The sequence below is a fragment of the Marisediminitalea alba genome, from assembly GCF_002993365.1.
GTDB lineage: Bacteria > Pseudomonadota > Gammaproteobacteria > Enterobacterales > Alteromonadaceae > Alteromonas > Alteromonas alba.
The window spans coordinates 28,963-50,514 of sequence record NZ_PVNP01000219.1 but is presented as its reverse complement, the minus strand read 5'-3'; the positions used below and the strand labels follow the sequence as shown (position 1 = coordinate 50,514).

17 protein-coding genes and 1 pseudogene are annotated in these 21,552 nt (G+C 50.6%); 3 read left to right on the top strand and 15 right to left on the bottom strand.

The window, feature by feature from the left end; genetic code table 11:
* The first annotated feature begins 2 nt into the window (after positions 1-2).
* Entirely contained in the window at positions 3-737 is a 735-nt protein-coding gene (istB, locus tag C6Y40_RS24075) for an IS21-like element helper ATPase IstB (protein WP_071979584.1), read from the top strand.
* A gap of 125 nt (positions 738-862) precedes the next feature.
* Here istB and C6Y40_RS25490 read toward each other — a convergent pair.
* Positions 863-982: pseudogene (locus tag C6Y40_RS25490) on the bottom strand (Y-family DNA polymerase); the annotation flags it as partial.
* Positions 970-1,386, bottom strand: coding sequence for a S24 family peptidase (locus tag C6Y40_RS24065; RefSeq protein WP_105936919.1), 417 nt, complete (start codon positions 1,384-1,386; stop codon positions 970-972). The gene C6Y40_RS24065 and the pseudogene C6Y40_RS25490, both read right to left, overlap by 13 nt.
* 92 nt (positions 1,387-1,478) lie before the next feature.
* Between C6Y40_RS24065 and C6Y40_RS24060 the strand changes: the two genes are divergently transcribed.
* Positions 1,479-1,766 (top strand): YebG family protein, encoded by a 288-nt coding sequence (locus C6Y40_RS24060; protein WP_105936918.1) that lies wholly within the window; start codon positions 1,479-1,481, stop codon positions 1,764-1,766.
* A gap of 70 nt (positions 1,767-1,836) precedes the next feature.
* Here C6Y40_RS24060 and C6Y40_RS24055 read toward each other — a convergent pair whose 3' ends face one another.
* The 5 genes from C6Y40_RS24055 to C6Y40_RS24035 all read right to left on the bottom strand — a co-directional run bounded on the left by C6Y40_RS24055 (position 1,837) and on the right by C6Y40_RS24035 (position 8,543).
* Positions 1,837-3,423 (bottom strand): methyl-accepting chemotaxis protein, encoded by a 1,587-nt coding sequence (locus C6Y40_RS24055; protein ID WP_105936917.1) that lies wholly within the window; start codon positions 3,421-3,423, stop codon positions 1,837-1,839.
* Between the two features lie 224 nt (positions 3,424-3,647).
* On the bottom strand, positions 3,648-4,736 hold the full coding sequence (locus tag C6Y40_RS24050; protein WP_105936916.1) for a methyl-accepting chemotaxis protein: 1,089 nt from the start codon (positions 4,734-4,736) through the stop codon (positions 3,648-3,650).
* A 92-nt stretch (positions 4,737-4,828) separates the two neighbouring features.
* A complete protein-coding gene (locus tag C6Y40_RS24045; RefSeq protein ID WP_105936915.1) occupies positions 4,829-5,830 on the bottom strand; it encodes a LacI family DNA-binding transcriptional regulator in 1,002 nt (333 codons plus the stop codon).
* 10 nt (positions 5,831-5,840) lie between these two features.
* Positions 5,841-7,184 carry a glycoside-pentoside-hexuronide (GPH):cation symporter gene (locus C6Y40_RS24040; protein ID WP_105936914.1) on the bottom strand — a complete coding sequence of 448 codons (1,344 nt, stop codon included), beginning with the start codon at positions 7,182-7,184 and terminating at the stop codon, positions 5,841-5,843.
* Positions 7,185-7,208: 24 nt separating this feature from the next.
* The gene (locus C6Y40_RS24035; protein WP_105936913.1) at positions 7,209-8,543 is read right to left on the bottom strand and encodes a GH1 family beta-glucosidase; all 1,335 of its coding nucleotides are present in this window, start codon (positions 8,541-8,543) and stop codon (positions 7,209-7,211) included.
* A gap of 530 nt (positions 8,544-9,073) precedes the next feature.
* Here C6Y40_RS24035 and C6Y40_RS24025 point away from each other — a divergent pair.
* Positions 9,074-11,584 (top strand): glycoside hydrolase family 3 protein, encoded by a 2,511-nt coding sequence (locus tag C6Y40_RS24025; protein WP_105936911.1) that lies wholly within the window; start codon positions 9,074-9,076, stop codon positions 11,582-11,584.
* Between the two features lie 61 nt (positions 11,585-11,645).
* On the opposite strand, the gene C6Y40_RS24020 is transcribed toward C6Y40_RS24025, so the two are convergent.
* The 8 genes from C6Y40_RS24020 to C6Y40_RS23985 all read right to left on the bottom strand — a co-directional run bounded on the left by C6Y40_RS24020 (position 11,646) and on the right by C6Y40_RS23985 (position 21,493).
* Positions 11,646-12,587, bottom strand: coding sequence for a cation diffusion facilitator family transporter (locus C6Y40_RS24020; RefSeq protein ID WP_105936910.1), 942 nt, complete (start codon positions 12,585-12,587; stop codon positions 11,646-11,648).
* 58 nt (positions 12,588-12,645) lie between these two features.
* Positions 12,646-14,370, bottom strand: a complete 1,725-nt coding sequence (locus C6Y40_RS24015) for an ArnT family glycosyltransferase (protein ID WP_105936909.1) — start codon at positions 14,368-14,370, stop codon at positions 12,646-12,648.
* A 15-nt stretch (positions 14,371-14,385) separates the two neighbouring features.
* Entirely contained in the window at positions 14,386-15,069 is a 684-nt protein-coding gene (locus tag C6Y40_RS24010; RefSeq protein ID WP_170308581.1) for a TVP38/TMEM64 family protein, read from the bottom strand.
* Positions 15,069-15,794: a glycosyltransferase family 2 protein gene (locus tag C6Y40_RS24005; protein WP_105936907.1), complete on the bottom strand. Its 726-nt coding sequence runs from the start codon at positions 15,792-15,794 to the stop codon at positions 15,069-15,071. Before C6Y40_RS24005 ends, C6Y40_RS24010 begins: the two co-directional genes overlap by 1 nt.
* A 104-nt stretch (positions 15,795-15,898) precedes the next feature.
* A complete protein-coding gene (locus C6Y40_RS24000; protein ID WP_105936906.1) occupies positions 15,899-16,201 on the bottom strand; it encodes a DUF3240 family protein in 303 nt (100 codons plus the stop codon).
* On the bottom strand, positions 16,194-19,262 hold the full coding sequence (locus C6Y40_RS23995) for an efflux RND transporter permease subunit (RefSeq protein WP_105936905.1): 3,069 nt from the start codon (positions 19,260-19,262) through the stop codon (positions 16,194-16,196). The genes C6Y40_RS24000 and C6Y40_RS23995 overlap by 8 nt, the downstream gene beginning before the upstream one ends.
* A complete protein-coding gene (locus tag C6Y40_RS23990) occupies positions 19,263-20,288 on the bottom strand; it encodes an efflux RND transporter periplasmic adaptor subunit (protein WP_105936904.1) in 1,026 nt (341 codons plus the stop codon).
* Positions 20,285-21,493 carry a TolC family protein gene (locus tag C6Y40_RS23985; protein WP_105936903.1) on the bottom strand — a complete coding sequence of 403 codons (1,209 nt, stop codon included), beginning with the start codon at positions 21,491-21,493 and terminating at the stop codon, positions 20,285-20,287. The genes C6Y40_RS23990 and C6Y40_RS23985 overlap by 4 nt, the downstream gene beginning before the upstream one ends.
* Positions 21,494-21,552 lie beyond the last annotated feature (59 nt).

Sequence of the window (21,552 nt, the reverse complement as noted above, 5' to 3'; positions counted from 1 at the left end):
AAATGAACGATCTACTCATCCAACAATTACAGCAACTGCGCATGACAGGGATTGCGGATATGTTAAAACAGCAACGCGCTCAACCCAACACCTACTGTGAATTAGCCTTCGAGGAACGGTTGTCCCTGCTGGTTGACCATGAAATGAACCAAAGACGGACAAACCGCATCAACCGACTTCGTAAACAGGCACGACTCAGGTTAAATGCAACACCGGAAGAACTGTCATACGACAATGGCCGCGGATTACAAAAGCCAAGAATGGCCGATTTATTAAATGGCGGATATCTTAGTCATCATCAGAATATCATTGTTACCGGAGCCACAGGTGGCGGTAAAACCTATGTAGCTTGTGCGCTTGGTGAACAAGCGTGTCGCCAGGGAATACGTGTTGGTTACTGGCGATTACCACGATTAAACGAGCACTTACACATCGGCCACGCTGATGGCAGTTACACCAAGCAGCTAGCAACGATAGCGAAACAACAGCTACTGATCCTGGATGACTGGGGACTGGAAAAACTCACCGTCAAACAGGCAACAGACTTACTGGAGGTGGTAGAAGACAGGCACGGCGTAAGTAGCACCATCATCTGTAGTCAGCTACCTGTAGAGCAATGGCATTCAATGATAAGTAACGGCACGGTTGCCGATGCGCTACTAGATCGCCTCATCCACAATGCTCACCGGATAACCCTCACTGGGGAGTCAATGAGAAAGCAACAAACCATGAGGTAAATACCTGTGGCAGACTGCGGTCTGCCACAACTACTGATCGGGCAAGCCATAATACCAGTGATCGGGTGTATCAGAATTGGGGTGATCGAGAGGCCGGAATTAGTGATCGGGAAATGCCTAATACGCAGAGCGCAAATACAGCCGTCGTTGTTGGTCAGCACAACAACCGGTCGTTGGCGAATGGCCGGATCGAAGACTTTCTCGGCCGAAGCATAAAAGCTATTGGCATCGACTAACGCATACATTGGCTTAACCATCTGACATAACGATGCATACGCACAGAACGCACCACTATCCCTTCCACCTCAAACAAATCACCGTCACCCAGTGCATAGGGCTTGTGATCAAGGCCTGGAGATAACAGCACCTGTGCTTTGCGATCGTAGAGTTTACAAACAAAGTTACCGTTTAAATTGGCCACTATCACATCCAGTGAAGTGGGATGCGCCGCACGATCGACAATCAGCAGATCGCCGTCGAATATGCCTACGCCTGTCATCGAGTCGCCCTGAGCCTGACCAATAAACGTAGCTGTAGGGTGTTCTATAAGTAGCTCGTCGAGATCCAGCGCCAGCTGTTTATATTCAGCTGCCGGCGACTCGAAACCACTGATGCCAGCTTGCGCTGCAACGGGTATAACCTGAAGCATTGTTAACTTTACCACCTGTTAAAAAATACTGTTTATTTATACAGTAAATTGCGATAGAGTGACAAGGAATTTCACAACAACGGAGTTACACAATGGCTATCACAACACAATATGTGGTCTCTCATAAAGGGGTAGAAAAGTTGGTTACTACCGATAAAAAAGCAGCAGATCAATACGATAAAATGCTCGATGTGGCCGACAACCTGGCCGTTTACATTGAGGCAAAAGGCATAAAGCTCGATGAAGCGGTTGCCGAAGAATTATCAATTATGCTGGCCAAAAACAAAGACAACCTGACTAAGCTGCTCAAAGGTACTGATGCCGATACGCTGTTATCCAGCGAGAGCGCTGAAGTGGTAAAGCTAAAAGCCAACGGCTAAGGCAATAAACGCCGTTGGAATGATATAGCAGGGCTGCCAGGCTCAGCGATAATTACTAAGCCTGGTGGCGCTATTTGTTGCCAATTTCTTTTTCGATGTTGAAGCGCTTTATAACGCTATTAACTTCGGCAATGGTGGTATGCAGATGATCGCTGGCTTCCAGTGAACGCTCTGAACTGCGCTGGGTATCGGCAGCGCCGTCGGCAATTTCAACAATTTGCTGATTGATATGCTCAGCTACAGCGCTTTGTTCTTCTACTGCAGCCGACATTTCAATGGTCATTTCAGAAATACCCTGCACCGCAACATTGATATCAGACAGCGCCTGACGAGTGTCCTGTACAATACGTGCGCCGCGTTCAGCTGACTCCAGGCCGTTTTTCGACACTTTTACCGCCCTCTCACTACGCGTGGCCAGTACCTGAATAATGTTGTGGATACGGTCTGTGGATTCCCGGGTTTTCGAGGCCAGGGCCCGCACCTCGTCGGCAACCACAGCAAATCCTCGCCCCTGCTCGCCGGCCCGGGCAGCTTCGATGGCAGCATTCAACGCCAGCAAATTCGTTTGCTCAGCAATCGACGAGATAATGCTTGCCGCTTCACCAATATCACTGGTACTCTGGTCGAGCTCGGTGACCGTAGCGGAAATAGTTTCCACCACCCCTTTTAGCTCATCAATTGCTGCGGCGGCAGATTGCGCAGTCTGGTTTCCGGTTTCCACATTTCGCGCCGCAGAACGGGCAGTATCGGCGTTTTGCTCCACCCGTTCTGCCACTTCCTGAATAGACTGGGACATCTGTGTCACTGCCGAAGCAATTTGTTGGGTCGCCTGATTTTGTTGCACCACTGCGGTAGACGTTATAGCCGCCTGCTCGTGGGTAGTGTTAGCAATATGCTCCAGCGACGAAGCCGCGTCTTTTATGCGGGTTAACGCTGTACGACTGCGGGCCAGTTCGCAGCCAAGCACCAGCTTAGCTCTGGCCGATGCGCCGAAGTCATCAAAATACGTTTGCGATACCACGGCGCTGTCGTAGGAATCCGGACTCAGGCTTATTAGCTCTTCCCAACGCTTTTCACTTAAGGAATGCTGCCACACCGCCATTATGATAAGCACTGCAGCTGTCACCACCGAAGGCACCCAACCGGCAAATAAGCCCATAAAAATAAGCAGTGGGATACCCGCACCCCAGAACACACTCAGTTTTTTAAGCATATAAAGGTAAATTTCGCTGGCCCTGGCCGCTGACTGACCATTACGGTTCCGCTCATAGCGCGAGGTGGCGCGGGCAACTTCGTGATCTAGGGCTGGCACCCTGACCGACTCATAGCCAACAATGTCATTGTTCTCGTAAACCGGCGTAACGAATGCCGACACCCAGTAATGATCACCATTTTTACGCCGATTCTTTACCAACCCCATCCAGATTCGGCCGGCATGCAGGGTTTGCCACATTTCTTTGAACACGCCTTCCGGCATATCCGGATGACGAACAAGATTATGGTTTTTGTTGATCAGTTCTTCCCTGTCAAAACCGCTCACTTCCACAAAGGCATCATTGCAGTAGGTGATAATGCCGCGCTTGTCGGTAGATGATATCAGCCGGTAGTGATCAGGAAATTTGTAGTCTTTTTGTGTGACTGGCTGGTTATTGCGCATCGATAACGAAGCTCCCTTCTTGCTCCTGACAACCAATAGCTGGGTTTACCCTAGGTGAAAAATAAAGACGAATGCAGGGCTCCCAACCACCTCTATCATTTAAAATAGACCATTAAATACACAACCACCACTAAACAAGCGGCGAAAATAGTTATGGTGGACTGGAATTAAAACAACAAGATAGTAAACGGAGCGGCCCTCTGCGAGCCGCTTCCGGCAAACGGCTAGAGTTTTGCGGTGTGGGAAAGATTATCCAGTAAGGTGGTTACTTCCTGGCTGGCAGCTTCCATCTCTTTGAGCAACTGTTCACATTCACCATGGTTACCGCCAGCGTGAGCACGGATAGCATTAACACCGGCTTTATGTACTGCCGCATGGGGCCTGTCTAAACGTCTGAAAGCATCCAGTTTTGCCATGTCTGAACCAGCATTACTGCTATACCATTTACCCAGCCGGCAGTTCGTGTGATCGGCAAAATCATGTTCAGATTTGCAAGAGCGCCCGGTAAGTACTGAATAAACCTCAGATTTCCACACTACGTGATCGAGCTTAACGGTTTGAATAAAGGTTTGCAGGCTGGCAGAGCGTATGGTGCTCTCCATTACATCGCAATGTTCAATCATGCCGGTGTAATTACTGTTAAGTGAACTAATACCGTCCGCTAACTTGCCATTATTGGTTTGCAATTCCCCAACAGACGACACAGCCACCTGAGTGGATTGAATGATACTTTTTACCAGCTCAGACACTTCACTTGCCGATTGATTGGTTTCATTTGCCAGCGAGCGTACTTCATCTGCCACCACACTGAATCCGCGACCGGCATCTCCGGCCCGGGCAGCTTCGATGGCGGCGTTCAGGGCCAGCAGATTGGTTTGATCCGAGATACTGGTAATAGTGGTCACAAATTTATTGATGTTATCCGCCGTTTCAGAAAGCCCTTCAATGCTGTCACTCATGGCCGACATCATGGTATTCAGGCCACTCATATCAGCTACAATTTGCTTTAAAGATTCGCTGGATTCGGCAAACAGGCGGTGGTTCTCGCTAATTTTATCGGTTTGCGCACTAATATCCTCAAACGAAGAGAGCACCGTCTGGCGAATTCCCTCTACCTGACTTAACGAATCAAGCATGCTGTCGGTCAGGCCAGGCATATCAGTTTCTTTGTTTTCGGCTTCAACAAGTTGTGCCCTGAGTTCTCGATTCTCTTCTTCCAGGGCTGCTAACTGTGTCGCAAGCTGTGCGTTTTCTCTTTTGAGAACAGAGACTTTTTCCTGCTCTTGTTCAAGGGTAGTGCGAAATACAAACAAATCATCGGCTCCTGAGGTAAACGTTAAAACCCCACCATTACTGGTGGTATTGCGCGATTCTAAGTGTTGGCTAACAATAGTCCAGTGATTTACTACTCAGGACTGCTCGTCGTACCTCTGAGAATCAGTCGCGGGCTAAGAATATGCTGGTATTCATGACGGGTATGACCGTATACCCGCTCAAGCACCCAGTGAGCCGCCATACTACCAATTTTTTGTACCGGATAATCAATGGTGGTTAGCCCCGGAGAAAGGTAGCTGGCAAAATCCACATTATCAAACCCGATCACCGATACGTCTTCCGGCACTCTGCGGCCCAGCTCGCGCAATGCAATCATTGCGCCTGAGGCCATTTCATCGTTTGCACAGGCCACCGCAGTGAATTTTGCGCCGCGGGCAACCAAAGCTCGAATCCCCTCAGTACCGGATTTGGCCTGGAAGTTACCTTCGTAGGTAAGGTTGTCCGTGTATTCAACCCCCATGTCTGCAAGGGCCTGTTGGTGCCCGGTTAAACGGTTTTTACCATCGGCTTTAAATAGCGAGCCGGCAATATAGGCAATTTTCGTGTGGCCAATGTCGAGGAGGTGACGAGAGGCAAGGTACCCACCCTTGACGTTGTCGAGACTAATGCAATTATCGCCAATTTCTTCAATAAAGCGGTTTACCACCACCAGTTCAACGCCCTGATGAACCAGGCTCACCAAGTACTCGTCGCTAACGGCTTCCACATGCAATATTAAAGCATCGCAACGGCGGCTCAGCAGGGCATCAATTTGTTCCTTTTCAATCTGTGCGTCGGAGTGACCGGTAGCGATCAGCATGTGTTTTTTGGCCTGCCGCAAGGCCTGCTCTGTACCGCCCATCATCGCACCAAAGAAAGAACCATGCAGTTCAGGAACAACGTACCCAATGGTATGGGTTTTATTGGATGCCAGTGAAGCTGCCACAACATTATGCCGGTAACCAAGTTCCGCCATGGCCGTCATAACCCGTTCGCGGGTTTTCTCTTTTACCGTGCCGGTATTGTTGATAACCCTGGAAACGGTGGCAGACGATACACCGGCTTTTTCGCTGACTTGTTTTATTGTGACCATATTAACTTCGCTATACGTTTTCCTGCTGGGGTTGCCGTGCTGTTTTAAGGGCGTTGTGAATCTTGTCCACTCGCTGACTGTCCAGTTTATACCAGCGCATCAACAACACTACCACTAAAGACATAGCCGCGGGTATTAAACAAAAAGACAGAGTTATACCGTGACTTACGCGCTCATCAATATTGTTTGCCTGATAGCCGTAATAGGCCAGTGCCCAACCCGCCAGTGCACTGCCTAAGGCGATGCCTAATTTAATAAAAAACACGATGGTGGAGAAGGTCATTGCGGTTAGTCGTGTACCTGTTTGCAGCTCACCGTAATCAGTTACATCGCCCATTTTTGACCACAATAATGGCGACGTCATTTGCAGCACGAATCCCCATAAAAAGTGAATCACTAAAGCCCCTACCCACATGGTTGCAGGCAGGAAATAATTGACAATACACAATCCCGCACAGGAAAGCTGTAACACTTTGTATAACAGTACCTTATCGCAGCGGCGCGTAAATGGATGAGCCGATGCAGCGCCCAGAATGCCGCCCACCATTGCCAGCGACACAAACAGCGTGACATCGTCGGGACGTTGCAGCACATATTTCACATAATAAATCGCCAGCGCATTGCGCAATACGATTCCGGTAAGCAGTACCATGCTGACAATACATAAAACACGGCACTGGTCGTTATGCCATACTGCCTTTAACTGCTCCCGTACCGGAGAGGGCGGCCCATCAGCCGGTAACACTCTTTCCCTGGTGCCGGCGAAACACAACAGAAATAGCACCATCCCTACCAGTCCCATGGTCAGCATAGTAAGCTGATACCCGCGCGCATCGTTGCCCGCGCCATACCAATTCACCATTGGCAGTGTGCAAAGCGACACAATCAGTCCGCCCAACATGGCAAACACAAAGCGATAAGACTGCACCGACACCCGCTCCAGTGGACTTGCAGTTATCACACCGCCAAGCGCGGAATAAGGAATATTAATTGCGGTATACATAAGCATTAACAGCACATAGCTGGCAATGGCGTAAATCAACTTACCGTTGTAATCCGTATCGGGGGTGGTAAAAGCGAGTACGCTGATAAGTGCAAATGGCAAAGCCATCCACAGCAAATAGGGCCGGTAAGCGCCCCACCGGGTACGGGTTTTATCGGCCAAAGAACCCATTAACGGATCGGTTACCGCATCAATCAGCCGTACTAATAAAAAGATACTGCCAACGGTCGCGGGATTGAGCCCAACCACATCGGTGTAGTAGAAAGTAAGAAACAAAATGACCGTCTGAAAGACAAAGTTGCTTGCTGTATCGCCAAGCCCGTATGCAACTTTTTCTTTTACACTAATCATTAAATGTCCAGACAGCTATGGATTTTAGCGGCGTTGTTTAAGCCATTCACTTAGTTTCAGGGCGCTTTGTTTAGGTAGCCGTTGCTGGGTTGTAAAGTCCACATGCACAATTCCAAACCGCTTGAGATACCCTTCCGCCCATTCAAAATTATCCAACAGACTCCACACAAAGTAACCTCTGATATCCACGCCTTTTTCCATTGCTGCAGCAACAGCCTGCATGTGGTTCTGTAAATAATTCATCCGCACTTTATCATGCACCTGACCGTCTTGTATCACGTCATCTTCGGCCATACCGTTCTCGGTAATAAAAAGTGGCGGCAAATCATACTCAATATGAAGCTGGAGCAATAAATCACACAAGCCTTGTGGATAAATTTCCCAATTCATTGCCGTGACAGGTACGTTGTCATCAGGCGGCAGGATCTCAAAGTGGCCTCCCGGGCGAGCCTGCACCAGAGCCCGGGTATAATAGTTAACCCCGAGATACGCCATAGGCGCGGAGATTATTTCCATGTCACCCGGTTCAATTAATGGCTTTTCAGCTTCGGGTAAAGTGTTCAGCAGCGGCGGGTATTTCCCCGTTAACGCAGGACTCACATACCAGTCGTTAAAATGGGCCTTTGCCAGTAAGGTAGCCTGCTTATCAGCTTCACTGTCAGTAACCGGATAATAAGTGGTAAAATTCAGAACCAAGCCGCTCGGGATATGCGGGCAGACCTCATTCAGCTCCTGCATAGCAAGCCCATGAGCAAGCAGAAGGTGGTGAGCGGCCTTTTTACCGTATTGCTTACCAATTTTACCCGGCGCATGAACGCCTATTTCGTAACCAAGGAATGCGCTGCAATAAGGCTCATTAAGCGTAGTGTAAGCACTTACTCTATTACCAAATGCGGTGGCTACAATGCGGCTGTATTCAGCAAAAGCGTAGGCCGTAGCGCGGTTAAGCCAACCGCCCTTATCTTCCAAAAATTGCGGTAACTCCCAGTGATAAAGCGTCACATAAGCCTTCAGGCCTCGTCGTTGCAATTCATCGAGTATTTTAAGATAAAAGGCCAGACCTTCCTGATTAACACTGCCGTCAGCACAAATTATCCTTGGCCAACAAACGGAAAACCGATAGGCATCAAAACCCAGTTCATCAATCAGCGCAATATCCTGTTGCCACAGATGATAATGATCACAGGCCGTACGGCCATCGGAGTTATCCTTTACTGCGCCGGGCACCTGGCAAAATGTGTCCCAAATACAGGGCTCGCGCAATTCGCTGGCGCCTTCGATCTGAAAAGACGAAGTGGCAACCCCAACGGTAAAGTTCGGATCACCGAGCACACTATTTATTGAAAAACCTTTACTCATCTTACATTTACGCAACTAACGCAGTGATTTACGTTAGCGTGCGGCCACCTCTTGCAGAATAATACCATCATAAATCAGGCTTCAATTGTAAGCGCTTTCATTTTTTATACAAGTTATTTACATTTTAATTCATATCATTGGTACACCGCCGCTGAATGAAGTTAGTCAGGGTAATACTCAGTATCATTGTATCCAGATGCAACAAATAAACATACTGGCTGCCAATAGCCGCCGTATCTACACGCCAGCACAATTATGTAAACGCTTTCATAAAATCACCATAAACAGCGAAAAAGTACAATTATTCACGGCCAATCGCCTGCTAATAAGCCATAATTTTCAGAATTACTGGTTATTTAAGCGGTTTCGCTACTGACATGAAACACTTACCGAGCTAATTCCCAACGCAAAAATGTAAGCGCTTGCATTTTTAAAATTTATACATATACTCTCACAACAAATTATTAACATTCGTTCATTGGTTTCGCAGTGCTTAGGCATTCGCAGGGGTTATAATCCGGAGAATAATAATGAAATCATTTACTTTGTCAGTGGCTGCAGCAGCCATTGGGGTTACAGCGTTAACCGCTTGCAGCACATCAGAAACTGACAGCCAGTCTGCCAATACCGTTACTGTTCCGGATTACTGGCCGCAAATTCAATCGCCTATCACTAATAAACAAGCCGTTGAAGCCAAGGTTGAAGCGCTGCTGGCCGACATGACAGTAGAGCAAAAAGTCGCGCAACTTATCCAGCCAGAGATCCGCGATGTAACGGTAGAAGACATGCGTCGCTATGGTTTTGGCTCTTACCTTAATGGTGGCGGTTCTTTCCCGGGCGCAAACAAACATGCAACGCCGCAGGAATGGATCGATCTGGCCGAAGCCATGTATCAGGCATCCATCGATGACTCACTCGACGGCAGCAGCATTCCAACCATGTGGGGCACCGACGCGGTGCACGGTCACAATAACGTGATCGGTGCCACACTGTTTCCTCACAACATTGGCCTGGGTGCCATGCGGGACCCGGCGTTAATTGAAGAAATAGCTACCGCTACCGCCAAAGAAGTACGTGCCACCGGTATAGACTGGATTTTTGCCCCCACCGTTGCAGTTGTCCGTGACGACCGCTGGGGCCGCACCTACGAAAGTTACTCCGAAGATCCCGCTATTGTGGGAGAGTATGCGCGCGCCATCGTTACCGGCCTGCAAGGGGATATCAGCGATGGCAACATCGACGACCAGCATGTCATTTCCACCGTTAAACACTTTGTTGGCGATGGCGGTACCGATAAGGGCGATGATCAGGGTAACAACCTGGCCAGTGAAAAGGAGCTGTTCGACATCCATGCCCAAGGCTACGTGCACGGCTTAAATGCCGGTTCACAATCCGTAATGGCATCATTTAATAGCTGGCACGGCGAAAAGATCCACGGTAGCAAATACTTACTTACCGACGTTCTGAAAGACAAAATGGGCTTTGATGGCTTTGTGGTAGGTGACTGGAACGGCCACGGCCAGATCCCGGGCTGCACTAACGACAACTGCCCGCAGGCTTTACTGGCAGGTCTGGATGTTTATATGGCGCCGACCCCAACCTGGAGGCCTTTAATGGAAAACTTGATTACCCAGGTGAACAGCGGCGAAATCCCCATGGCACGGCTTGATGACGCCGTTAGCCGGGTACTGCGGGTGAAATTACGCGTTGGTCTTTTCGACCTGCCTTCACCGGCTAATCGCAGCCTGTCGGGAGACATATCGGTTATCGGTGCCGATGAGCACCGTGAAATCGCCCGTGAAGCCGTGCGTAAATCATTGGTGATGCTTAAAAATAACCAACAACTGTTACCCCTTGCGCCAAATAGTCGGGTGCTGGTCGCCGGTGATGGCGCGCACAACATTGGTAAGCAATCCGGTGGCTGGACCATTACCTGGCAGGGCACCGGTAATGAAAACAGTGATTTCCCGGGAGCCACCTCTATTTACACTGGCATTGAGCAAACCGTTGAAGCCGCCGGAGGTGAGGCTGAATTAAGCGTGAATGGCAGCTTCACAGAAAAGCCTGATGTAGCGATTGTAGTATTTGGTGAAACACCCTATGCCGAAGGTAACGGTGATATCGCCAATGTGGAGTATCAGCGCGGTGATAAGCAAGACCTGGCACTGCTGAAATCCCTAAAGGCGCAGGGTATTCCCGTAGTATCAGTATTCATTACCGGTCGCCCTTTGTGGGTAACGCCGGAACTAAACGCCTCCGATGCCTTTGTGGTTGCCTGGTTGCCCGGCTCAGAAGGCGGCGGTGTAGCCGACGTATTATTCAGTAAACCAGACGGTTCAGTTAACTACCCAATGCACGGCAAGCTGTCGTTCTCATGGCCAGCCGACCCATTCCAGAACCCGGTTAATAGGGGTGATGGCAAGCAACCGCTATTTGCCTACGATTACGGCCTGAGCTACGGTGAAAACGCAGACCTGCCGCAACTCGATGAGTCTGTGAATAGCGCTGCCAACGCCGCCGGCGATGCGGTAATCTTTCAGCAGAGCGTACAACAGCCGTGGTCACTTATCGCCACCAGTGCCGGCGAGCAAGGCGCAATGAACAGTAACGTACTGAGTGTTAATACCCTTAGCATCCGTACTGCCGACCGTCACGTGCAGGAAGATACGCTGCAGATTGAGTTCGGTAGCAGCGAAGACAGCATCCGCTTCTTCTCGCCTTTCCCGGAAGATCTGCTCGATTACGCTGTGCCAACAGGTGTACTGGCCTTTGATATTCAGCGTTCAGCAACAACCGGGATGACCGTTTCCATGTCTTGTGGTGATGGCTGCGAAGCTGAACTGGCCCTGGACGACTTCATCACTGCTGACAACAACTGGCAGAGCGTAGCGATTCCACTGAGCTGCTTTGTTGATAAGGGCGTTAACCTGCGTGAGATATATGTGCCCATGGCACTCTCCGCCGAGGATGCTACCGAGTTTAAACTGTCAGATATCCGCTTTACCCGGGTAGAAACGCCTGTCGCCTGCCCTGGCTCCTGAGTGTGTGTGCCCTGTGGCCGGGACCATTTGATTGGCCCGGTCACCCTCCCGGGGCCTTACGCTACTTAGCATTATCCCTGCAATGCTCTCCGGGCATTTCAAATTCTATTGTTGTATGGTCCAGGTTAAAGGGTTCAAGGGCTTTGGCGACCCGGGCTTTTAATTCAATCAGAGCAGACACATCAATGCGCTTATCCAGCTCAAGATGTGCGGTAAGCACATGACTGGCGCCATCCAGAGACCAGAAATGAACATGGTGCAAAGCACCCACGTGCTCAATTTCCTCTAACGAAGCTAAAATAGCAGCGCGCTTATTGCTATCAGGGTTAACCTGAAGAAATAGCTTCACCGTATGAATAACGTGCTTCACCACGTTAAACAAAATAAACAAGGTAAACACTACCGACAGCAGTGGATCCAGTATCGGCCAGTCAACAAATTGCAGCACGATAGCGACTATCAACACCGCCACCCAGCCGAGTAAATCTTCCAGTAAATGCCAGTTGAGAACCTTCTCGTTCAAGGTGTCTCCACCATGTAGCTTGTAAGCTGCGAAACCATTTGCCGCAATGCCTAAGATAGCCAGCACAATCATGCCCTCAGTCACTGGCATTTCAGGTGACCACAAACGAGGAATGGCTTCAGTCAGCACCCATACCGACCCCACAACCAGGATCAAACCATTAATCAAAGCGCCCAGTAAGCTAAGGCGCTTAAACCCGTAGGAATACTGTTCGGTAGCATCGCGCTTACCCACTTTACTGAGATACCAGGCAAGACCAATCGCCAGCGAATCCCCCAAATCGTGAACCGCGTCGGCCATGATCGCCACACTGTTGGTTAACCAGCCGCCGATAAACTCGATAATGGTAAAGATGAAATTGAGCCAGAACGCCCAGCTGATTCTGTCTTCGGCAATATCATGATGGTGATGGTGGTGATGACCATGGTCATGAGCGTGAGAATGATGATGGTGGTCGTGCTCCTGGCCATGTGTGCTCATATTGGAAACTCTGCAACGGGTTGAAATCTAATGAGCTATCAGCATAGCCATTACCCTGCTATCTGATCAATGGGTTTATCGGCTCATAACGAAACGTCGTCGTTCTGATATCGGAATGTGGGCAGTCTGCGCGAAGCCCCTCGGCTCCTAAAAGTAACCAATCCTCTCTGTGTGCCCGCCCTACAGAGTGCCCTTTTGACAGGTCTAAACACAAAGACTCACGACTGGCCGGAAGCAACAAATGCCCTGCCGGATTCATCTTTAGCCACTGCCACGCGGCAAACATTTCGGCTTCGGGCGGCGTATGATAACCAAAGTGCACAATTTGCCGACGAGCAAATAGCATAAACTGCTCTCCGGTATCTAACAGTGCTATTTCGTTATTAGCAGGAACATGGCTATCGATTACCTGCCATACTGCGGCCGGTGTGCGAATTGGGTTAAGTAAACTGGCAAATCCCACACTGTAACTGCACCATAGCACCAGCATGGTTACGCCCCAGGCCTGCCAGCCTGCTCTGCGGCGCATCACAAACAATACTACCAAAACCGCCAGCCCGGTGGTCAGAAACAGGCCGCTGCCATCCACTTCATAACGTTGATTAAGTTTAGCAACGGGCCCGGTATCAACCAAACCCAGTAACCCCAACACAAACAAGCTACCACCAATCAGTAAAGGTATCCCCCACAGGATGCGGGACAACCACTTTTTGTCCGCGGTGTGCGGCATGTAAGGCGCCATGGCCAACGCCAGCATCGGTAGCGCCGGCAGGATATAGACCCCACGCTTGCCCGGACTCATGCTAAAAAACACCAGCACCAGCAACACAAACCCCAGCGGCATCACAATGCGTGCGTCATTTTTTCTCCAGGCGCTGCGCCAGTGTGGCCATTGCCAGGGTAATAACACCACCAGCGGTAGCCACGCCCAGGGCACAACGTTTATCAGAAAGTACCAGAATGGCTTGATGTGGTGCCAGGAGTTGGCGTATCGGGTGACTGTCTGTTTCATCAGGATATTGTCACGATAAGCGTTATAGGCCGGATCTAACCGGCCATCCACAGCCAGCAACATTGGCAGTAGCCACAGCAACAATGTTACCAGCATGGTCAGTACACCTGTTGCCCACCATCCCCAATGATATCGCTTTGGTAAAGTTTGCAGCGGAGTCTGACGCCACAACACAAGAGCATAGGGCAGCAACATTAACAGTGCTAAAAAACCAACCCCTTTGGTCATAATACCCAATCCCATGGCCACACATCCTGCCAGCCACCAGGTAATATGACCATTAGGACAAAGCGTCGCCCGCAGTAAGCCATAGCAGCCCAGCGTCACCCACATGCACACACTGGCGTCGATTTGTGCGCTTTTCGCCTGCAGAACAAACTGCACGCTGGCCAGCAGTAATCCGGCCGCCCACCAGGCTTCCCGGCTTCCCCATAAGCGGCGACATATATCAAACACCGCCAGCACGGTGACTGTGCCAGCGATGGCTGATGGTAATAAAAAGGCGATATACAGCGAGCCAGTAAGAGCGTAAAAGATAGCGATAGACCACATAAATAATGGTGGTTTATCCGGATACAGCTCATTCCCTCGCATCGGAAAAAGCCATTGTCCTGTTTCCACCATGTCTTTGGCAATTAGCGCAAAACGGGGTTCATCGGCAGGCCAGGGTGCCCGCAGTCCAATGCCTAAGGCAAGCAGTAAAAAGGTCAGTAAGCCAAGCCAGATCAGATCGGTGCGCTGATAGCGACTGAAAGAAGGCAGTAAATTCATGGTTAATGAGTACGTTTAAACGGTGCTGACTGGCTGTTGCTGATACCAGCGATAAAGGTGTGCTCCTAGCAACACCGAACACACCAGTAAGCTCAGGCTGACGCTGATTTGCCACGAAGACATCTGTTCCATACCCTGCCCCATGAGGGCGAATGTCAGCATCTGCGGCACGTAACCCAACGCCGATGCGCTCACAAAAGCCCGACCCTTAATGGTACTGGCACCCGCCACAATGTTGGTGAGCGCATTACTGCCAATGGGTAGTAACCTTATCGCCAGGGTCGCGGTATAGGGTTTTCCGGCCAGCAACGGATGGAGTTTTGCAATTACGCCGGGAAAGCGGCGTCTCACCCAGGCCTGTAAAAAGTAACGGGAAATCATAAAAGTGGTTGCGCAGGCAATAGCGGCCATCGCGGTGGAAAGCAGCGTACCAGCTGTTACGCCCAGCAGGCCACCGCCAATAAAAGCCACTATCTGACGGGGGAACCCTACCAGCATCAGCAACACGCCGCTCACTACCAACAGGGGCCAGCCAAGAACGCCCTGAGCGGTAAGCCACTGCTCGACGGCCTGTGGATCGGCATATTCACCGAGGCTCGCCATTTTTACCAAGCCGGCAATCACCAGACAGGCAATCAGCGGTTTCAACAGCGCTCGTATACTTGCTTGCAAACGATTTATAGTACTGGCTTTAGGCATTAATCGGTCACTTCCTGAGGATGAGGACATTTCGCCCGCCTAAGTAACCATATAACACCAAATAAATCCACAATCCCCACGCCAAGCCGACTCAACATGGTGTAGTTGGATGTTCCGCAGTGGCGGTCGCGGTGATTAACCTCCACCACAAAAACGCGTCCTTCAAGACGCTTTACCAGCGCCGGCAGGAAACGATGCATATGATCGAAGTAAGGCAAAGATAAGAACGTGCTGCGCGGAATTAATTTTAAACCGCAGCCGGTATCGGGCGTTTCATCGTGTAACAGGCGCTGGCGTACCCGATTGGCAATACGCGATTGCAGTCGCTTCCAGGCGGTATCCTTACGATTTTTACGATAGCCGGCAACACAAAAATCCGTTTCTATCGGCTGACGCGCAGCGACCTCAATAAAATGTGGGATATCCGCCGGATCGTTCTGACCATCCGCATCAAGCGTGATAATCCACTCATAACGAGCATAACGAACCCCTGTCATAATGGCGGTGGACTGCCCCATAGATTTTTCATGCTGCACTACACGCAGGCAAACAGGCAAATCGTTTGCAAGTTCACGTATTTCACTGAGCGTGCCATCCGTACTGCCATCATCCACGTAGATGATTTCAAACTCTACCTCTGGCGGCGTATGCTGGGTAATCTCAGTCACCAACGGCCGGATATTGCCCTGCTCATTTTTTGCAGGGATAACAAAAGAAACGTTCACAACTCACCACATGTTATTGTTTTCACAATAAGCTACCTGAGTTTTCTTAAGACAAGCTTAAGCTTTGAAATAAGTAATGGCGGTGACCAGGCCACAGCGGCTGACTAAATAATGCCGCTATCAATCACCGGTGTAACCCAGTAGCGAATACGGTGCTGTAACGATAATGCCGCCAGAGCAGCCGTTAAACTATCCAGATCTTTATGCTGCAGGCGAATATCAATTCTGCACACCGAGCGATGCCCGGCTACCTGCTCACTCACCGTATAATTAGCGTGTTCCTTGCTGTAGCCTTCAATACCATGCATGGAAAACCCGCCAACAAACGGCTGGCACAATAAACAATCCACCACGTTATCAACGGTCTCAGGATCCACAAAGCAGCTAAAAATGCATTGTTCAGTCATGATGTTTGCGCTCCAGAGTGAAATACAGAATCGGCAGAATGATAAGTGTGACCAGGGTAGAGGAAAGCAGGCCGCCAATCACCACAATGGCCAGTGGCTTTTGGATTTCAGAGCCCGGACCGGTAGCAAAGGCCAGTGGCATTAAGCCAAAGATAGCCGTGGTTGCCGTCATCAGGATAGGCCGCAGGCGGTCTTTTGCGCCCTGGATGATGTGCTCTTTAAAATCACCCGCCAGCTTCGCCAACTGCTGAAAATGCGACAACATCACCACCCCATTGAGTACCGCCACGCCAAGCAGCGCAATAAATCCAACTGAGGCTGGTACCGACAGGTATTCACCGGTAAACCACAGCGCAAACACACCACCTACCAGTGCAAACGGGATATTGGCCAGGATCAGCAGCGCCAGTTTCAGCTCTTTCAGCTGGGTAAACAGGATAATCAGGATAACGCCCAGCACTAACGGAATGATGGTCAGCAGGTTATTGGTTGCACGGATCTGATTTTCAAACTCGCCGCCATAGCTTACCGTGTAGCCAGTAGGTAGAGACACACTGTTTCTCACCTCTTCTGCCACTTCTTCAACAAAAGACGCCAGGTCGCGATTTTCTACATTGGCACTCACCATCACATACCGTAAGGCATCTTCCCGCTCAATCACCGCAGGGCCTTCAACCCGTTCAAGCTCTGCCACCTGAGATAACGCCAGCAAGGTGCCATCGGGTAGCTGGATTGACAGGTTGGCCAGTTCAATATCGCTGCCGATTGCCGCAATACCCTCACGCTGATTAGAGAACATCAGCGGCGTAACGATGCGGCCGTTAATGATGTCGGTAACCTGCACACCGTTCACTTGCATTTGTAAATAGTCAGACAGCTCGGTGAGCGACATATCAAACCTCAGTGCGATATCCATTTTCGGCTTAATGCGTAAATAGTCACCGCCTTCCATCAGCGTTTTGTTTACGTCTACTGCGCCCTGCACGCTTTCCGTTACGTTCGCGACCTCACTGGCCACTTCCGTGAGACGGGCAATGTCATCACCAAAGATTTTGATGCTTACCATGCCGGTACTGCCGGTAAGCATTTCGGATACGCGCATTTGAATCGGCTGGGTGAAGCCGTAGTTAATACCGGGGAAGCCCTTTAATACCTCACGAATAGCGTTGGCCAGTTCGGCCTTGGTGTCGAAGCGCCATTCATCGGTGGGGGCAAGTTGCATAAACACATCGGTTTCATTCAGGCTCATGGGATCAAGCCCCAGCTCGTCCGAGCCGGTGCGCGCCACAATTTGCTTAATCTCGGGGATTTCGGCAAGTAATGCCTCTTCAATTTGTTTATCCAGCGCTAAAGAAGCTGTTAGCGACAGCGTCGGTGATTTTTCCAGTTGCACAATCAGGTCACCCTCATCCAGGGTTGGCATAAAGGTTTTACCTAACTGTGTAAAGGCCAGTACGGTGAGGGCCAGGGTTACCGCCATTGCAATAAACAGGGTTTTGGGTACCGCAATGGCTTTTCGCAAAGCGCTTTCAAAGCCGTTTTGTAATGCCTGTAAATAACCCGGCAGTTGCTGCGGCGCTTTGCTAACAAAGAAAGACGCCAGCACCGGAATAATGGTAAAAGCACTTACCAGCGCTACCGCCATAGCAAACATGATCGTCATGGCCACCGGACTGAATAATTTGCCCTCAAGACCGGTCAGGGTTAGCAGTGGCGTAAAGACCACCAGCACTATCAGCGTACCGGCAATGACCGGCGTGGCAACCGCTTTAGCAGAACGATAGATCACATGCAGCCTTGGCAAAGGCACGCCACGGGAGAGCTGCGAAACAATATTTTCCACCACCACTACCGAGGCATCGACCAGCATGCCAATGGCAATCACCAACCCGCCCAGGCTCATGAGGTTAGCGGTGAGATTAGTCACGCTCATCAGATAAAAGGTGATGAGTACTGCCACCGGGATCACACAGGCCACCACAAACGACGCGCCAATCTGACCAAGAAACACCGCCAGCAGCACTACAACAATCACAATTGCCTGGCCAAGCGCACTGGTGATGGTTCCCACCGCGGTATCGATCAGGTTTTTGCGGTTATAAAACACATTTACCTCGGTCCCTGCAGGTAAGCCGGGCTTAATTTGCGCAAGCTTTGCCTGTACCGCTTCCACCACCTCAGCGGTATTGCTGTTTTTGAGCGCGACAATTAACGCTTCGGTGGTTTCCTTACCGTCTTTAGTCACCCCACCATAGCGGGCCAAACTGCCTACTGACAACCGGCCTATGTCGTCGAGTCTTATAGCGCTGCCCTCTTTAATCGCAACCACCCGTTCTGCCACGTCTTCCAACTGAGTGAAACGCCCTTCGCTACGCACAATTAGTGTGTCATTGCCCACCTCTATGCGGCCAATGCTTCCATTGATATTAGATCGGGTAAGCGCGTCGGCCACGTCAGGCAGGGTGAGTCCCAAAGCACTCATCCGCTGCACATCCGGAGTGAACTGCACAGTTTTGGTATAGCCACCCAATACATTTACCTCTGCTACACCGGCAACGGTGCGCAGCGCAGGTCTGATTTGCCAGTCCAGTAAATGCTTACGCTCCATGAGCGACAGGTTAGGGTTTTCCAGGGTCAGCATAAACATTTCGCTAAGCGGCGTACTCATTGGCGCAATACCGCCGTCTACCGTGGGTGGTAACTCGCTCCACAGATTATTCAGACGTTCTGCAACCTGCTGGCGGGCCCAGTAAATGTCGGTACCTTCCACAAAATCCAGGGTAATAGAGGTAATGGCATATTTGGTGGTTGAACGCAGTACCGCTTTATCTGGGATCCCCAGCAATTCGGTTTCCAGTGGCTGGGTAATTTGCGCCTCAATTTCTTCGGCGGTCATACCCGGCGCTTTAATAATCACGTTAACCTGTGTAGGGGAAATATCCGGAAACGCATCTACCGGCAGTTTCAACCACGCACTGACCCCGGCTGTCAGGGCTACAGCGAACATCGCCAGCACGAAAATGCGCTGACTTAGGGAAAATTGGATCCAGCGGGCAATCATCTATTCGCCTCCCAGACCCAGTAAAATGCCTTGTACCGCACTCACCGACGAGGTGAGTACCTGCGCGTTCTTAAGCTGTTCACTATCGGCAATCAGCAGTTGACCATCATGGCGTCCCAGCACGGTGACCGCCACCGGCACTAACTCAGCGCCCTCTTTCGCCAAGACATAATACTCACCTTCAAAGAAATAAACGCTTGAGGCAGGCACAGCAAGGCCGGCCTGTTCAATAACCGGCGTTACCATAACCGCATCAGCAAAACTCAGCGCACAGTCGGCATTGCCGGTAACCGGGGCGCTCCACAACCGGCTGACAAGACCACTGCTTAAGCGTTCGCGATAGGCTACGTCCAGATGACAAGTGCCCATTGTTAATGCCGAGACCTTATCAGCAAGCTCGGATGGCAGTTGCACTCTTAAGCGCAAAGCGCTTTGTTCAATCACCTCACCATACACAAACGCTTCGTTATCGAGTTGTTCACCAGCCGGTATAAACACGCCGGCAACAGGCGCGGTCAGTAACGCGGAATCTTCATCATTGGCCCGTTGTAACAACTCTTCGGCATGTTCAAGATGGCCCAGTTCAAGCTTGCTGGCAAAATAGTGATCGGTAATCGACTGCCAGGTTTGCTGGTTAATGGACTTGCTGTTAAATAACGGTAAGTTTTGCTGATAACGCTGCTCAGCCTGACGGTAAATCTCTTTTTGGGCTTTGAGCATTTCGTAGAAATGATGAACCTCGCTGCCGGTTAATTTAACCAGCGGGGTATTGGCCGCCACAGAGGCTTGTGGCGCTACCAGGTATTGCTGCTGTAATACCCGAAATGGCAATACCAGTTGATAACCATTGCCCGGCAGATAGCTTACTTCACCGCTTACTGCCGGTGTTGGCACAGCAGGCACAATCTGCGGCGCTGCAAATTTGAGTGACAGGCGCCCCAGAGATTCAAGGGAGATCCGCTGGTTTTGCGCTGTTGCAGTAGAAACTGTCAGCACTAACAAAAGAAAAGAGAAAAACGATTTCATAGCACTTGCCCTGCCAGTTGATTAATTTGAGCAACCCGTTGTTGCTGAGAAAGTTTGAGCTGGTCCAGTTGATAGGTGCGGTCGCGCTGTTCCAGCAACGATTGCAGCCAGTTGCTTTGCTCCAGCTCGCTGCTCTGCTTTAGCTGCGCCAGTTGCTCAACAATTTGCTCACCTATGGCAACCTGCTGCTCGCCAATAGCAATTTGCTCTTCCAGCGATGTCAGACTGGCCAAATTGGTACTGACCTGCTGTTGCAAGGTAATTCGCAGGTTCATCAGCGATTGTGAAAGTGCCAAATCGGTTTGCTGCCAGGCCTGCAGATCCTGCGGGTTGGCAGGCATCTCAAGGGCCAGCGGGATGCCTACCGCAATACCTACCTGATTTTCGTCGCCCATCACGCTTTGTAAGCGGCGCGCCACCAGCGCAACATCCCAGTTGCTCTGACTTTGCCGGCCATACTGATAGGCCGCTGCGGCGTATTGCTTTTGTAAGCTCAGGAGTTTCAGTTCGGGGTGGCTGTTAAGCGCAGCGTCGAGACTATCGGGTACCGTTTCTGTCATATTAGCAGGTAAGGTATAGGCGCCGGTGAGCTCGGTGTAAGCTCGCATTGCACCTGCCAGTTCCGCTTTGGCATTAACCAGTGCTTGCTGCACATCGAGCTGCTGCTGTTGCCACTGCAAATAGGCTAAGCGGGATAATTCGCCTGCGTTAAACCGCTCGGTTAACTGAGTGCCCAGCCGGGACAGCCACACCTGCTTATCACTCAGGGCGTTAACCTGCTGACGCGCCATGGCAGCATCCCAGGCACGCTGTCTCACCAGCCCGGAAATCAGCAGAGCCTGCTGACGCTGCCGGGCAACCATGATGGCCTGATTGGTTTGTTCCATCTGATCAAATAAATCCAGATTATCCGGGCGCTGTAATTGCACACCGAGCCGTACTTCAAGCTCATCGGTACCGGTTGCCAGGTTAGATTGTAGCGCGGAGACTTCCAGCGTCGGCGCGCCGATGAGCCAGCGACTCAGCGACGAGCTTTGATGTGCCATCCAGTCAGAGGAATAACTCTGCTCGACGCGCTGTTGAGCCTGCACGCGTAGCGCCGCTAAATCGGCGATTTCTGAAGCCTGAAGATAAGCAGAGAAAGAGCCACTCAGTATCACAATGATACCGGTGGTTAAGAACCCGAAAACACGTTGAAAATACATAGCAATTATCCCTGTAAGAGGGACTCAAGATGCCAGATTATGCCCCTTTCGCCTATCGG